The 15,585-nt window shown below is 30.3% G+C and carries 15 protein-coding genes and 1 riboswitch; of the genes, 3 read left to right on the forward strand and 12 right to left on the reverse strand.

Going from position 1 to position 15,585, the window contains the following annotated elements; translation table 11 throughout:
* Positions 1–308 precede the first annotated feature (308 nt).
* From CPAL_RS00625 to CPAL_RS00635, 3 genes are all read right to left on the reverse strand, one after another.
* Complete coding sequence (locus CPAL_RS00625; protein WP_165815339.1) at positions 309–1,187, reverse strand: metallophosphoesterase family protein; 879 nt, start codon at positions 1,185–1,187, stop codon at positions 309–311.
* A 105-nt stretch (positions 1,188–1,292) separates the two neighbouring features.
* Complete coding sequence (locus tag CPAL_RS00630; RefSeq protein ID WP_061857258.1) at positions 1,293–2,726, reverse strand: spore germination protein; 1,434 nt, start codon at positions 2,724–2,726, stop codon at positions 1,293–1,295.
* A gap of 175 nt (positions 2,727–2,901) precedes the next feature.
* Positions 2,902–3,255, reverse strand: coding sequence for a DUF2512 family protein (locus CPAL_RS00635; RefSeq protein WP_061857259.1), 354 nt, complete (start codon positions 3,253–3,255; stop codon positions 2,902–2,904).
* A 267-nt stretch (positions 3,256–3,522) separates the two neighbouring features.
* Positions 3,523–3,648: riboswitch (cyclic di-AMP (ydaO/yuaA leader) on the forward strand.
* 4 nt (positions 3,649–3,652) lie between these two features.
* Here CPAL_RS00635 and CPAL_RS13985 point away from each other — a divergent pair.
* On the forward strand, positions 3,653–4,552 hold the full coding sequence (locus CPAL_RS13985) for a hypothetical protein (protein WP_061857260.1): 900 nt from the start codon (positions 3,653–3,655) through the stop codon (positions 4,550–4,552).
* Between the two features lie 67 nt (positions 4,553–4,619).
* Here the strand turns inward: CPAL_RS13985 and rnfB are convergent, their stop codons facing one another.
* Genes rnfB through rsxC form a run of 6 tightly spaced genes read right to left on the reverse strand, consistent with a single transcriptional unit; the run spans position 4,620 to position 9,554 of the window.
* Positions 4,620–5,456 (reverse strand): RnfABCDGE type electron transport complex subunit B, encoded by an 837-nt coding sequence (gene rnfB / locus CPAL_RS00645; RefSeq protein ID WP_061857261.1) that lies wholly within the window; start codon positions 5,454–5,456, stop codon positions 4,620–4,622.
* Between the two features lie 13 nt (positions 5,457–5,469).
* A complete protein-coding gene (locus CPAL_RS00650) occupies positions 5,470–6,045 on the reverse strand; it encodes an electron transport complex protein RnfA (RefSeq protein ID WP_061857262.1) in 576 nt (191 codons plus the stop codon).
* A gap of 24 nt (positions 6,046–6,069) precedes the next feature.
* Entirely contained in the window at positions 6,070–6,675 is a 606-nt protein-coding gene (locus tag CPAL_RS00655; protein WP_061857263.1) for an RnfABCDGE type electron transport complex subunit E, read from the reverse strand.
* On the reverse strand, positions 6,675–7,265 hold the full coding sequence (locus CPAL_RS00660; protein ID WP_061857264.1) for an RnfABCDGE type electron transport complex subunit G: 591 nt from the start codon (positions 7,263–7,265) through the stop codon (positions 6,675–6,677). The genes CPAL_RS00655 and CPAL_RS00660 overlap by 1 nt, the downstream gene beginning before the upstream one ends.
* Positions 7,266–8,210, reverse strand: coding sequence for an RnfABCDGE type electron transport complex subunit D (locus tag CPAL_RS00665; RefSeq protein ID WP_061857265.1), 945 nt, complete (start codon positions 8,208–8,210; stop codon positions 7,266–7,268).
* 24 nt (positions 8,211–8,234) lie between these two features.
* Positions 8,235–9,554 carry an electron transport complex subunit RsxC gene (rsxC, locus tag CPAL_RS00670; protein ID WP_106023863.1) on the reverse strand — a complete coding sequence of 440 codons (1,320 nt, stop codon included), beginning with the start codon at positions 9,552–9,554 and terminating at the stop codon, positions 8,235–8,237.
* Positions 9,555–10,627: 1,073 nt separating this feature from the next.
* Between rsxC and CPAL_RS00675 the strand changes: the two genes are divergently transcribed.
* The gene (locus CPAL_RS00675) at positions 10,628–11,479 is read left to right on the forward strand and encodes a YitT family protein (RefSeq protein WP_106023864.1); all 852 of its coding nucleotides are present in this window, start codon (positions 10,628–10,630) and stop codon (positions 11,477–11,479) included.
* Between the two features lie 159 nt (positions 11,480–11,638).
* On the opposite strand, the gene CPAL_RS00680 is transcribed toward CPAL_RS00675, so the two are convergent.
* Positions 11,639–12,418 (reverse strand): YdcF family protein, encoded by a 780-nt coding sequence (locus tag CPAL_RS00680; RefSeq protein ID WP_106023865.1) that lies wholly within the window; start codon positions 12,416–12,418, stop codon positions 11,639–11,641.
* Positions 12,419–12,496: 78 nt separating this feature from the next.
* Here CPAL_RS00680 and CPAL_RS00685 point away from each other — a divergent pair, with 78 nt between their 5' ends.
* On the forward strand, positions 12,497–13,429 hold the full coding sequence (locus tag CPAL_RS00685; RefSeq protein WP_165815338.1) for a transposase: 933 nt from the start codon (positions 12,497–12,499) through the stop codon (positions 13,427–13,429).
* A 249-nt stretch (positions 13,430–13,678) separates the two neighbouring features.
* On the opposite strand, the gene CPAL_RS00690 is transcribed toward CPAL_RS00685, so the two are convergent.
* Together CPAL_RS00690 and CPAL_RS00695 are read right to left on the reverse strand one after the other, a co-directional pair.
* A complete protein-coding gene (locus tag CPAL_RS00690; protein WP_106023867.1) occupies positions 13,679–14,140 on the reverse strand; it encodes a hypothetical protein in 462 nt (153 codons plus the stop codon).
* 1 nt (position 14,141) lies between these two features.
* On the reverse strand, positions 14,142–15,380 hold the full coding sequence (locus tag CPAL_RS00695; protein WP_106023868.1) for a tetratricopeptide repeat protein: 1,239 nt from the start codon (positions 15,378–15,380) through the stop codon (positions 14,142–14,144).
* Positions 15,381–15,585 lie beyond the last annotated feature (205 nt).

Consider the following 15,585-nt stretch of genomic DNA (forward strand, 5'->3'; position numbering starts at 1 on the left):
CCAGAAAAATATTTTTATGAAGAACTATCGAAGATTGCTTAATCCCATATTTTGAATATTATAGATGTCGCTTGTGGTTTATCAAGGGTAAAGCTCCGCCTGCTACGCAGCCCTTGACAAACCCATGCACTCCATCTCCTGTTATTATTAAGATGGGCTTAAGGCTGATTTTGACTATTGTCAGTCCTATTCTACATGATTTTTTCACAGGGGTGTTGCATTTAATATTGCAATTTAAGTCTTTTATTTAGCTCAAACATGAGTCTTTTCATAAAAATAGGGGACGGTTCTCAAATTTTCATAGGTTATTATATGAAAATTTGAGAACCGTCCCCTATGCCAACACTAAAATCATCGAATACTTTTTTCCTTAGAGATACAGCTCTAACTCTTATATTATCTTCTTCTATATCTAATATTACATAGTGATAAATAGGTTTTGGTGTTACTATGACATCCTTTTTATCCTTATAACTATTTCTAAGCTTTTCTCCTGCTCCTCCAGTAATAATTTGCATGATCTTTTTATCATTAAAACCTATAAGACGCCTTGAATAATTATGTTCATGTCCACAAAATACTAAACTAACATTACTTTCCTCAAGAGCCTTGAGAAAAGTATTTCTATCCTCTATATAAGCATCCATACAAGTTGTTAAATGAGCTCCTGTTGGATAAATTGGTAAATGAACAAATACTATTTTAAAAGGTATTAGGTCTTTTGTAACCTTTCTGAACCATTCTAATTGCCTTCCTGTTATTCTAAAAAGTTCACCATAATGAAAGGAGTTTAAAAAAATGCATCTTACATTGTCAAAATCTTTATAATAAACAGTTTTATGATAACCTTTCAAATAATTATCAACATCTATACTAGAGTAACACTCTTCAAATGCTTCTTCTCCTTGGAAATCCTTAGGTTTATTATTCACTTCATGGTTCCCTAGTACTGGTAAAAGCCTATTTATTGGGTAGTATTGTTCTATTAACTTATGAAACTCTTTAATTTGATATTTAAAAATCCTTACATCACTGCTTCCTGCTACGCTGTCTCCAAGATGTATTATATATTCAGGCTGTGTTTTCAATTCTTTTATTTGTTTAAATATTTTATTTAATATTTTTTTATTTATTCCATCATCTTTTCCCTTAGAATCTCCAAGAATAATAATTCTTTTACTTTTCAAATTCTTTTCACCCATTTTTATTATTTATATTGTAATTTATGAATTATTCATCTTTGCTGTTACAAAAACAATGCTCTTTAGATTAGAAAATTTGAGAACCGTCCCCTATTGATTTTTATCATCCTTACCTAACTTAGGTATTGGAGTTCTAAATAGAATATGAGAAAGAGCTTTCCAATCAAAAGGAATCAATGGCCAAGTATATCTTTTGCTATTTTTAAAGGATTTAGTATTAAAAGCTATTATAAATACTACTAATATTCCAACTGCAAAACCAATATTCTTAAATAAACCTGTCAAAATTAGAATAAACAATCTAAATATTCTAATTGCCATGGCAAATTCTACACTTGCAGTTGCAAAGGTACCTATTCCAGCTAGAGCCATATATACTACGGCTTCTGGTACGAATAAACCTATCTTTACAGCGAATTCACTCAATATTAAACCTCCTATAATACCTAATGAGGTTGATAAAGCACTTGGAGTGTGTATAGATGAGACTCTAAGTAAATCTAATCCAAATTCTAAAAGTATAAATTGGATAAATAAAGGGATATTTCCCATTTCTTTCGGTCCTAAAAACTGAAGTGATTGAGGTAAAGCTTCTTTATTGTATACTAGTAAAAGCCATAATGGTAACAAAAGAAATGCTGAGAACATTCCTAAAAATCTAATCCATCGTATATAAGTTCCTGTTATAGGAGTCTGGTAATAATCTTCAGCGTGTTGGGTAAAGTGAAATAAGGTAGCAGGAAGAATCATCACACTAGGGGACGTATCTACAATTATTGCTATATGTCCTTCCATAAGATGAGCTGCCACTACATCCGGTCTTTCTGTAAACCTTGCAAGTGGAAGAGGATTATACCACTTTTTCTTTATTAAAAGTTCTTCAAGGGTCTTTTCTGCCATAACTAAGGCTCCAACATCAATTTCTTTTATTCTATCCTTTATTTCTTGTACAAGTTTTTCATCTGCCAAATCTTCTATATATCCTATTACCACATCCGTTTTAGATCTCTTTCCTACGGTATTTAATTCAAATACAAGCTTGGTATCTCTAATTCTTCTTCTAATTAAAGCTGTATTGAAAATAATTGTTTCCACTAGTCCATCTCTAGATCCCCTTGTTACCTTTTCTAAATCTGGTTCTTCTGGTCCTCTCACTGGATATTCCCTAGCATCAAGTATAATTCCTTCTTCTTCACCATCTATTATAAGTCCTATAGCTCCAGCTAAAACCATTTGCTCCATCTTTTCAATTTCCTTAAAAGTATCCACCTCTATATAAGCTATTTTCTCCTTCAAGAGCTTAGATATAGTATTCATTGATATTTCAAAAGGAGTTATAGCCTGCAACCTTTCAATTATCCATAGCATTATATCATCTTTTGCAAAGCCATCTAGCATAACAAAAAAAGCCTCTCTGTCCCCTATTTTTATTTCTCTTCCTATCATATCGAAACTTTTATCTATTGGGAGACGGCTTTTAAGAAGCTTTTTATTTTCATCAAGTTTATTTGAAATGTACGTCATTTTTTCACCCCTTATCTTATGTTTTTCTCAAAGTAGAGCTTATATCTACAGGATGAGCCTCAGTTAGACATTAGGTTACTAAGTAAGAGTTTAGAGTAGAGGCAAAGTTTAGCCATAATAGCTAAACTAACCTCCTGATTTGTAATCTTTAATCCAAAAACTGTTATAAAAGCTTTTAAGGTGCTACTTCATCTGATTTTATTAAATATCTGTGGAAGAAATACTCCACTACAGCCACCAATACTGCAAGAATAATTAATGTACTAAATCTTGTATCGAAGTTTGCACTTAATACATCAAGTACATATGCAACTACTGCTGCCATAACTCCATCTCCAATAGATGCAGTTATGTTTCCGTAACTAGGCAGTATGTAAAGATCTCCAAACAAATAATTTAATATAGTTCCTATAACTGCAAAAGTAAGAATCCATCCAATTGTGTTTCCATCCATGGCCCCTAAAGTTATCCATCCTGCTATGATAGTCAATAGTAATTTAACTAAAATTGCTGTAGTTGTTTTACTCATATAAAATACCTCCATTTATTTTAAGTTAACATACTTTTATTTTGTCATAAACCTTATAATGTTATTCAATATGTAATAATAATATACATTATTTTTCCATAGTAAGCTTTTAATTCCTAGCCCTTTATGAGTATTGCTAGAAAAAAATCAAATAATAAGTAATATATATAAAATTTAATTAAACTATATTGTAATTCATGGAATAACGTAAAACTATTTCCACTATTAATTCCAAAGATACTTAGTTATAATATACAAATGTAAAAAGTAAAAAAACTGCCTAATGTATAAAATACAGCGGAGGATTAACCTATGGGGTGAATCCAAATTTTTGGTAGGGATTCTCTCTTCCCGAACCCGTCAACTAACTTCGCAGGCATTAAGAGAGGTGTAATGAGTGAGAAAATCTATAATTTTAAGCTCTATCATATGTATCTTAGGACTGTCTTCTTACCCCCTTTTCACTAATAAAATAAAAAAAGATAACACCCATATGCTTTCTCCAGGAAATATAGTGGAAATAAATCCCATTAGTAAAGTGGATCCTACTTCAATTAGTAATTCACTAAATGATAATTCAGATGAATTAAAAAATAATACCATAACAAATAACTCTACCTCCAGTTCTATTGATAATAAAAATGAAAAAAATATTGATATACCAAACTCAAAAGAAGTGAAGATAGTAAAAAAGGCTTCATCAAAGGATGTATCTCTTAATAAAAGCAACTCATCAAATAGAAATGCCCGAATTTCAAGAGGAGGTTCTATACCTAAGATCACAGATAAATCTAAAACTTCTAAATCCACCTCCTCAAATAAAAATACATATTCTTCAAAAATTGAAATATTAGACTGGAAAATTGCAAAAAATGTTTTTTCAATAAATACTATTGCAGAAGTAACTGATGTTTATACAAAAAAGACATTTAAAGTAAAAAGAACTATGGGGACAAATCATGCGGATAGTGAAGCCTTAACAAAAGAAGATACGGAAATAATAAAGAGTATTTGGGGTGGCTTTTCTTGGGAAAGACGTCCTGTTATTTTAAATATTAAAGGAAGAAGAATTGCAGCTTCTATGAGTGCTATGCCTCATGCTGGCATTGATTCTGCACCTGCATATAAAATTATAAATAATCGTTCTGACGGTTATGGAAGAGGTCAGAACTTAGATGTGATAAAGGGAAATGGAATGGATGGTCACTTTGATATTCATTTTCTAAACAGCACAAGACACAAAGACGGAAAAAAGGATCCTCAACACCAAGCAGCAGTTTTAAAAGCAGCAAAATAATTCATATTGAAAAAGGCATAAACCTCAAACGAAGTTTATGCCTTTTATGGTACAATATATTAACTTATTAATTTACAGCAGCTACTTCATCCTTTGATGGTTGAATTGGCTGACGAAAATTTAATATTGCCTTTGTTGGACATTTCTTTTCACATAGACCACAGTTTACACATTTGCTGTAGTCTATTACAGAAAGATTGTCTACCATTGTGATAGCTTCTTTTGGACATGCTTTTACGCATAAAGTACATGCAATACATCCAACTGAACAAGAATTCTTAACATCTAATCCCTTATCCTTTGAGTTACATGTTACGAATACTTTTTGTTTTTGAGGAACTAATTCTATAATGCCCTTTGGACACGCTGTTACACAAGCTCCACAAGCAACACAGTTATCTTTGTTAACTTTAGCAACTCCATCAACTATATCAATAGCATCGAATTGACAAGCCTTAACACAGCTTCCATATCCTAAACACCCATATGAACAAGATTTTGCTCCTGATCCTGGAACGTTCATTGCTTGTTGACAATCTTCTAATCCATAATATTTATAGCTATCCTTAGCTTTTTCACAAGTACCTTGACATTTAACATAAGCCATTTTTGGCTCAGAAGCTTCTACTTTAATTCCCATTACTTCACCGATTTTAGCTGCTACTGGTGCTCCACCTATTGGACAGCAGTTTGGTGCAGCATTTCCACTTGCTACAGCCTCAGCATAAGCATCACATCCAGCAAATCCACAACCACCACAGTTTGCACCTGGAAGACATTCTCTAATTAAAGGAACTCTCTCATCAACTGGTACTGCGAATTTTTTAGATGCAAATCCTAAAAGCGCTCCGAATAAAAGTCCAAGACCACCTATGCTAAGTACAGGATATAAAATCTCAGTCATTTAAATTCCCTCCTTATACTAAGCCTGAGAAGCCAAGGAATGCTATAGACATTAATCCCGCAGTGATTAATGAAGCTGGCAAACCTTTGATTGCCTCTGGCATTTTATCGTTTGCTTCCATTCTTTCCCTAAGTCCTGCAAGTATAATAATTGAAAGCATCCATCCAAGACCTGAAGCAACACCAGATATTAAAGCTTGGAATAAGTTATAATTTTCATTCATATTAATAATAACTACACCAAGTATAGCACAGTTAGTTGTAATAAGCGGTAAGTATATTCCTAATGCTTTATAAAGATCTGGCATTGTCTTCTTAAGAAACATTTCAATAAATTGAACTAGGGCTGCAATAACTAGTATGAAAGCTATTGTATACATATACTCAAGATTAAGTGGTTTTAATATAAAATTATATACTACATATGATATAAGTGACGCTACACCCATAACGAAAGTAACAGCTGCACCCATTCCTTTAGCAGTTTCTATTTTCTTAGAAACTCCAAGAAAGGCACAAATGCCGAGGAACTTAGACAATACCATGTTGTTTACCAACAAGGAACCAATTATTAATGTAAATATTCCCACTATTCATTCACCCTTCTTTCTATTCTATTTTGCCTTTTTCTTACTAATTTTTCTTTGATTTAATAAAGCCATCATTATTCCAAGAGTAATAAAAGCTCCTGGTGCAAGAACAAATACTAGAGCTGGATCAACAGCTTCTGGCATGATCTGAATACCAAACGCTTTACCAGTTCCTAGCAATTCTCTTACCATACCAATAATAGTTAAAGAAAGAGTAAATCCTATTCCTATTCCAAGACCATCAAAAATAGCAGGTATCGGTTTATTTTTTGAAGCATATGCCTCTGCACGTCCTAAGATAACACAGTTAACAACTATAAGTGGTATAAATATACCTAATGATTTATTTAATGCTGGTACAAAACCTTGTAACATGAATTGAAGTAAGGTAACGAAACCTGCGATAACAACTATAAAACCTGGAATACGAATTTTATCTGGAATAACATTTCTTAGTATAGATATAACGAAGTTAGCTCCCATTAAAACTACTGTTGATGCAAGCCCCATTCCTATACCGTTTATAGCACTTGAGGTTACAGCTAGTGTAGGGCACATTGCAAGAACCTGTACAAATATTGTATTTTCTGTAAATATACCGTTTTTTAATCTTTCAATTAAAACCCCCATTAATTTTGACCTCCTTTCAATTCTTTATTGTAGAAGTCTATTGCGTCATTAACTCCCTTTGTAACAGCATTAGATGTAATAGTCGCTCCTGTTATTGCTTTTATTTGATTATCTCCTGATGGCTCTGTTTTTACTACTTCTAAAGGTTGTTCTATTGGTTTTCCTTTATATTGTCCAGAGAATTCTTCGTTTTGTGCATTAGCTCCAAGACCTGGAGTTTCGCTGTGAGAAAGAATTTTTATTCCTTCTATCTTACCTTCATTGGAAATACCAACCATCATATCAATAAGGCCACCATATCCTTTAGGTGAAACCTTTATAGCATATCCTGCAATGTCGCTTCCTTTTGTACCTTCATTAACTTCTGTAATTATGCTTCCATCTGGTAATGTTACTTCTTTTAAATTAAATGCCTCTGCAGAAGGCAAAACTTCCTTCATAGCCGCATCATTTTCCATTTTCTGTTGTTTAGCAATAGGCTCTAATGTAACTTTATGAGCAAATCCTAAAATAAGTCCTGCTATGGCAGTAATCATTAAAAGCCTTAATCCTAAAATCAATATTTCTTTGTTTCCAGTTTGGTTTTCCATCTATTTCGCCTCCCCAGTTCCAAATACTCTTGGCTTAAACTTTCTGTCTATTAGAGGAACTAATAAGTTCATAATAAGAATTGAGTAAGAAACTCCTTCTGGATATCCACCAAATTGACGAATAACTGATGTTAAAATACCACATCCTAAAGCAAATACTATTTGTCCTCTTGTTGTCATCGGAGAAGTTGTATAATCTGTTGCCATGAAGATTGCACCAAGCATTAATCCTCCAGCCATGATTTCATATAATCCACCAAGCGGACTTCTTCCCATTATCATTCCAAGTACAAATACTGTTCCAATATAAACTACTGGTATATGCCAAGTTATAACTCTTCTATATAAAAGATAAGCAAATCCTATTAGTAATGCTAGAGCTGAAGTTTCTCCTATACATCCTCCAATTTGACCAATGAAAGCTTGACCAATACTTGGAAGTGTTGCTCCTGTTGCTTCTGCTCCTTTTAATATAGCAAGAGGTGTTGCTCCTGTAACTCCATCTACTGGATTTGTCCATGTTGTCATAGCAACTGGATAAGACGCAAGTAAGAAAGCTCTTCCTGCAAGTGCAGGGTTAACTATATTTTGTCCAATTCCTCCAAATAGTGCTTTAACAACTATCATTGTAAATACTGATCCTACAACAATCATCCATAATGGTAATGTTGGTGGAACATTAAATGCAAGTAGCATGCCTGTTACAACTGCACTTAAATCCTTTGTTGTATTTGGTGATTTAGTAACTTTACACCATACAAATTCTGAAGCTACACAAGCTATAACTGCTGTAAGAACTACTAAAAATGCACTAAGCTTAAAGTAATAAATTCCGGCTATTGTAGCTGGTAATAATGCAATAATAACATCTCTCATAATCGACTGGACTGAGTTGTTGTCACGAATATGAGGAGATGAAGATACTGTATACATTGTTTCAGCCATATTATTCACTCCTATTCACTTTATTTATTTTTTTCTTTTATTTGCAAGTACTGTTCTCTTTGAAGTACGGATTGATTGGATCAAATGACGTTTTGCTGGACATACAAATGTACATGATCCACATTCAATACAGTCTAATCCATGTTCTTCTTCAAAAGCATCGTACTCTTTTCTTCTTCCAAGTGAATCAAGTGTTGATGGTATTAAGAACATTGGGCATGCCTGAACACATTTTCCACATCTGATACAGCTTGATTCTTCTGGTAAAACTGCTTGCTTTTCTGTTAAACAAAGTATTCCTGATGATCCTTTTGTAGTTGGTATATCTAAAGTAGATACAGCCATACCCATCATTGGTCCACCTGAAATTATCTTAACTGGATCTTCTTTGAATCCACCACAAGCTTCTACTAGTTCTCTATAAGACATACCTAACCTTATTCTTAGGTTCTTAGGCTCTTTAACAGCTTCCCCTGTTACAGTAACAACTCTTGATATAGTAGGTCTTCCATTAACAACAGCATTATATACTTCTCTTACTGTGTTAACGTTTTGAACTATGCATCCTGCATCTGCTGGAAGTTTTCCTGAAGGAACTTCTCTCTTAGTTATAGCATAGATTAATTGTTTCTCTGCACCTTGAGGATACTTAGTTTTTAACGCTTTAACCTCTATATTTGGAATATCTTTTGTAGCTTCTCTCATAGCTTCGATAGCATTTTTCTTGTTATCCTCTATTCCAATATAACCTTTTGCTTCTGGGAACATGTGAAGTATTATTTTTAGCCCTTCAACTATCATGTTTGTCTCTTCAAGCATTAATCTGTGGTCACAAGTTAAATAAGGCTCACACTCTGCTCCATTTAATATTATTGTATCAATTTTCTTGTCTGGTGGTGGAGAAAGCTTTACATTTGTTGGGAAAGTAGCTCCTCCCATACCAACTACTCCAGCTTCCTTAATAAGCTCTACTATTTCTTCTTTTGTCATTTCTTTGTAGTTTTTTGGCTTTGGCATGTCTATTTCTTCATAAAGGCCATCATTTTCTACTATTACAGCAAGTGATTTTGTTCCTCCTGCTGTAAGTACAGGTTTAACATCTTTAACTGTACCTGATACACTGCTATGAATATTTGCAGATATAAAACCACTAGCTTGACCTATTTTTTGTCCTACTAGTACTCTGTCGCCCTTTTTTACCAAACATTCTGCTGGTGCTCCTATATGTTGAGACATAGGAAACACTAAAAGTTCTTTTGGCTCTAAGTCTTCTATGGGCTTATTTTCAGTAAGATACTTACCATGAGGTGGGTGCACACCCCTTCTGAAAGTTAAAAGTTCCATATTAATCCTCCCTTTGCCTAAAAGTACATGCTAAATTTTCAGCAATGTATAAATTTGTATATGAATTTATTTATTTTTTAAAATTTAAATTTATAAAATTTAAATTTTTATAATACACCAACATTTATTTTAATAATTTTAATAAAAATTAAAATTTCTAGCTATTTATCAGATATACCTGTTATTAATTTATCAATCTACACCATAATTATAGTACATTACATCATATGTTGTACTGATACGCTTTATTTCAATTTTAAACTCACATAATTCTACAATTATCGCTTATTGAAATGGATTTAAAATAAACAGAAATAGCGCAATTATCTGATAAATCTATGAAGTCAATGTATACAATTACATAAAAATTATGTCGCAACCTATAACGACACATATATAATACCATAATATATATACTTGTGCTACATCAATTAATAATTTAATTAATAATTTTGACATTTTTTTTGAAACTTTTTTATTTATAATAAAATATAAATAAACTAATTAATGATTAATATAAGTTTATATATACCATATAAAAAAGTTTTACTGAATGCTTTTTTATATATTTTACATAATATAATACCATATTAATCTCATTATTTTAAAATTGCCACAAAATTAAAATAAATCAAACTTATTTATTCCATATACATTATAATCTTAATTTAATACTCTTATAATTATACAAGCTTATTAATGAAAATCAAGGGACAGTTCTCAAATTTTCATACGCAAAATTTGAGAACTGTCCCTAATATCCCTTCTATTAAACTCCATAAAGTCAATAATAACTTACATAATAATTTGCATAAAAACAAATGTATTTTATATAAATTTGAACTTTGTTCATCATTAAATTTCATGGATGCATCAATTCTAAGCATTATCTATAAATACTTTCAAATTTTGTATTAAATCTTTCATTTTACGAGTATAGACTCAAAATATCTTTAAACTTAAAAAAATGCTATTTGTAGCCTATATTTATTTATGCTACTATTAAGGCAAAATAGAAGGATTAATAAAAATGAAAATGTTAATTTAAGTATAATTTTAAAAGGAGAATTTTTATGAATAAGTTATGCAAGGAAATAGGATTATCAACTGCAGGATGCCTATTATATTCAGCTTATGTTTCCATATTTTTAGTGCCTAATAAAATAGGTGCAGGTGGTATAACAGGAATTTCCCTTGGATTAAATGAACTATTAAATCTACCTATAGGTTTTACAACGTTTCTCCTCAATGTACCTCTCTTTATATTCGGTTATAATTTATTAGGTAAGAACTTTGCCTTTAAAAGCGGGATCATAGTTATAAGTTCTTCTTTTCTAATAGACTTTGCAAATTCACACCTTGGTTTTGATCCCATTGGTGATACTTTAACTGCCACCATCTTTGCTGGCGTTATCTCTGGTATTGCAATGGCACTACTATTTATGGCTGGCGCTTCAACTGGCGGCCTTGATATATCTGGTAAAATTATTAAAAATAAATTTCCTGACTTTCAACTTCCTAAAATTTTATTAATGCAAGATATTATAGTATATGTATTTATTGCTTTAACACTTGGAACTCGTTCTGTAATGTATGCTATAATAATGAGTTTCATTAGATCAAAGACTATGGATGCAGTTCAAGAAGGAATAGCTTCTTCAAGACAGTGTATTATAATCTGTGAAAATCCTAATGCGATTATAGATGCTATTACCAAAGAACTTGGACGAGGTGTAACACTTTTAAATGCACAAGGCTGTTATTCTCATACTGACAAAAAGTTTATATATGTAGTTATTCAGAAAATACAGTTAAACACTTTAAAACACATAGTAAATACCATAGATCCAAACGCTTTTGTAACTGTATCTTCTGTAAATGATATTCAAGGAAACTTTAAACAAAAATCCTTATCAATAAATTAGGGACGGTTCTCAAATTTTATAAATTTCTTTCATATCTACGAGTCCGTGGTTATGTAATCTACTGCAATTCTTATTTGACAAACTCTGATAGAGCCTCAAAAGTTTTCATTATCCAAATAAGTAAGGTTATGAAAACTCAGCTGTATTAGAGTTGATTTTTTACCTATCAAAAATAAACGATTTAATTACAGCAAAACACTCTCTTACATAGTAATTAGGAATTAATATTGGATGAAGTTCTGATGGCACTGAATAGATATTCTTGAATCCTGCTCGTTTAGCTAAAAATCTAGCCCTAAACATATGAAAATTTGTTGTAACAATAGCTATTTTTATTTCTTTTCTATTATCTATTTTATCTAAAACTTCCTTTGAATACCTGAAATTCTGTGAAGTATTCGTAGATTTTTCTTCTTTTATAATTTGATTTTTACTTATTCCACAGCTCAGTAAAAATCTTCCCATAGCTTCAGCCTCTGTTATGTCTTCTCCCATTCCTTGCCCACCTGATACAATTATTTTGGTTTTGGGATACTTCTCTAGATACTCCATACTTTTATCCATTCTCTGACTTAAAGTAAGAGACATTTTCTCTCCATGTAGTCCAGCCCCTAATATAAGAAGGTAGTCACACTCTTCCATTTGTTCATTAATGCTAAAATAAATGATAAGTGACTCTATGATAATAAACAAAATAAACCCTATTATAAAACAAATTAACATAAGCATTCTAAATTTTTTATTTATGTATAATTTGTTGCTTTTTTCAAATTCTTTAACCACGCCAATTCCTATGAAAACAGCACCTAACATAATCCAAAATTGAGAAAAACTTATTTTCCAAGCAAAACAACTTAAAAGTATATAATACAGTATGCTTAACATACCTAATATAAAAAATTTATTTTTAATTGTTATAATATCGATCACAAGAATCATCCTTTTTTAAATTTTAGTGATTAATTTATATTTTTTTGTCAATAATCTTAATAAAAAATAATGAAGGAAGTGTTTAAATTGCCAAGAACACCTAGAATTAAAAGCCATACTGCTATTTATCACATTATGGCTAGAAGTATAAGCGAAGTTAGATTATTTAGAAGTAATGATGACAAAAATAAATTTTTATCATATCTAAAAAAATATAAAGATATGTTTTCTTTTTATGTTTATAGTTTTTGTCTTATGGATAATCATGTTCATTTACTAATTGACTCAAATGGAGCAGATGTAAGTAAATTTATGCATAATATTAATCAATGCTATGCCCAATATTATAATAGAAAATACAACAGGACAGGACACGTTTTTGGAGATCGGTTTAAAAGCAAAATTGCGGATACTGATTTATCTGTGATGCTTATATCCGCTTATATTCATAACAATCCTAAAGATATTAAAGGATTTAAACAACATGTAGAGAACTACAAATATTCTAGTTTAGGAATCTATCTTGGAAAATGGCAGGATGCTTTCAACATTATAGATAAAAATTTTATCTTACAATACTTTAATCCAGATCCTGTATTAGCAATAGTTCGTTATTTTGAATTTGTTAAGTCGAGAACTGAAACTAGTATAGATGATACTACTATTGATGATCTTGAATTGGTAAACACTTATACTACTTATAAGTCTTATTCAAAACCTCTTATTAGGGACATCAACCCTGAGCAGATTATAGAATTTGTATCTAGTTCTTATAACTTTAATAAGTTTGACATAAATATAAAATACAATCATTCAGCATCAGAATTTAGATCTATTTGTATTTTTTTAATGAGAAATTTATGTAATTTATATTATTCTCAAATATGTGATATAATAGGCAACATCACATTGTCCTCTGTATCTTACCTGTGTAATAAGGGATATAATATTGTACATAATACTTTAAAGTACCATAATATAATTAATAAATTTTTAGAAAAATACCAAGTTTGTTTTTAAACTATTATAAATTAACAAAAATGAATTTAATATGTTTTTTAAAAAATAAATATTTAAATCCAAATTTTCTAAAATTTTATTAGACAAGCTATAAAAAATCCACTATATTATTTTATCTATTTTTATTATATTTTTGATTTATTTTTTCCCACTTGAAATACTTTCTTTAGAATATTACTAAATAATCCTATCCAATTTTTAAGCACCTTTATAAAATTTTGTGAACCGTCCCACTATATTTCAACTTGATTAGTATAAAAGCCTTAAATCTGGAACCTTTATTGAATCATTTGGTTTACCTTTTTCTATCTTATTTATTACTAACTTTATATCATTATAATTTTTCTTTATAACATTTTTAGTATATTCATCTGTATTAGATGTAATCCCATCAGCAGCTTTTTTTAAATTATAATAAGCTCTGTGTAAGTCATTTGTATAAATAGCGTAATAGCATCCAGCATTATTCAAGGTTAGAATATCATTTTCATTAAGCTTAAAGGCAGTTCTTACTTCCTTTATTCCCTCATCGTGTTTTCCATTAGTTAAATATACAACCCCTAAAGTTCTATGATATTTTATAATGTTATCCTTAAGCTTTATACATTCCTTTAAAATCTTTATAGCATCTTCGTCCCTTCCTTCATTAAAATATAATAACGCAATATTGTATTTTATCTCTGGTTCCATAGGATTTATATAATTTGCCATCTTATAATAAATAATCTAAAGCTTTATCTAAATTTTTCTCTATGTCCCAATAAAACTTACCTACACTTTCTAAAATATTATAATTATATAATTCTTTTTCCATGGCAGTTATAAAATATAGTTTTACTGAAGATGCCTTATTCATATTCTTGAGGATTTGCGGCATTAAAAATGCATAATTATCTGGATAGTCTTTATTTTGTTCAATGGATTTTTTGCAATATTCCATAGCTTTTTCTAAATCATGTCTTCTTAAATAGAACCATGCTGCGGTATGAAGTACTCCATAGTCATCTTTATTATTTTGTATAACTTCATTAATTAGCTTGTCTACTTCTTTACTTTTATTCATGTTTTGAAGAATTGATGCTTCAATTAGCTTAATTTCGATATTTCCTGCATCTTTTCCTTTTAATTGCTCTATAATTTGAACTCCTTCTTTAGATTTATCTTCCTTTAGTGAATAAATCTTAGCAAGCCACATTTTATATGCGAGCTCATTTGAATTGTTTTTTTCAAGCTCCTTTATGTAACTAATTATTTTATCAGAATTATACAATGACTCCTGGGCTAAAACATCGTATATTTTATATTCATCCTTATCAATATCCCAAGCTTCTTTAAGCTTTGCAAAAGCTCCTTTAATATCCCCCAATATCATAAGCATTCTAGAATATTCTGCTAAATCATAAGCTGACTTCTTGTCTACATCATAAAGTTGTACTATTTGCTTAGCTTTGTCCAATTCTTTATTAACCATATATATAGCCATCATGCTTTTTATCAGACTTTTATTTTTAGAGTTAGCCTTTAAAGCATTTTCTCCATCTTGTAAAGCTTGAGAACTGTCCCCATTAATAAATTCATAAAAAACTATTTTATTTACTATTTCATCATCTTGGATACCTATATCTTTTGCTAGTTGAATGTATTTTTTACTATTTTTAACATCTCCTTTTAAAAAATATATTCTTGCCATATCTATATTTTTTAATGCTAATAATCTATTATCTTTAATTTTGTTAATGTCTATGTTATTATATTCTTCAAAAGCTTTTTCGTATTCTCCTAGATATATATACTCCTCAGCTTTACGATCTGCAGAAGCACTCTCTTTTTCCAACTTATTGTTTTTAGATACTATGAAAAATATAATTATTGTGATTGTGAAAACCATTACTAACGTAGTTCCAATAAACATAATACTTTTTTTATTAAAAATCCCTTTATTAAGTTTCATACAATTCTCTCCTTGTGGTATTTAGTCAATATTTTATCAAATATCTTATAAAAAATCTATAAAACTCCATTAATAATTAATTTCTTCAAATCTAGTTAACTTATATTAAGGGTTTGTATATTTCTTAACTTTTCCTTTACAAATTACGTATTGATTTAAAAAATAGACATTATTTTTAAAACAATATAAAATATCGCTTAGTTAG

Source organism: Clostridium thermopalmarium DSM 5974, assembly GCF_002995795.1.
Taxonomy (GTDB): Bacteria; Bacillota; Clostridia; order Clostridiales; family Clostridiaceae; genus Clostridium_H; species Clostridium_H thermopalmarium.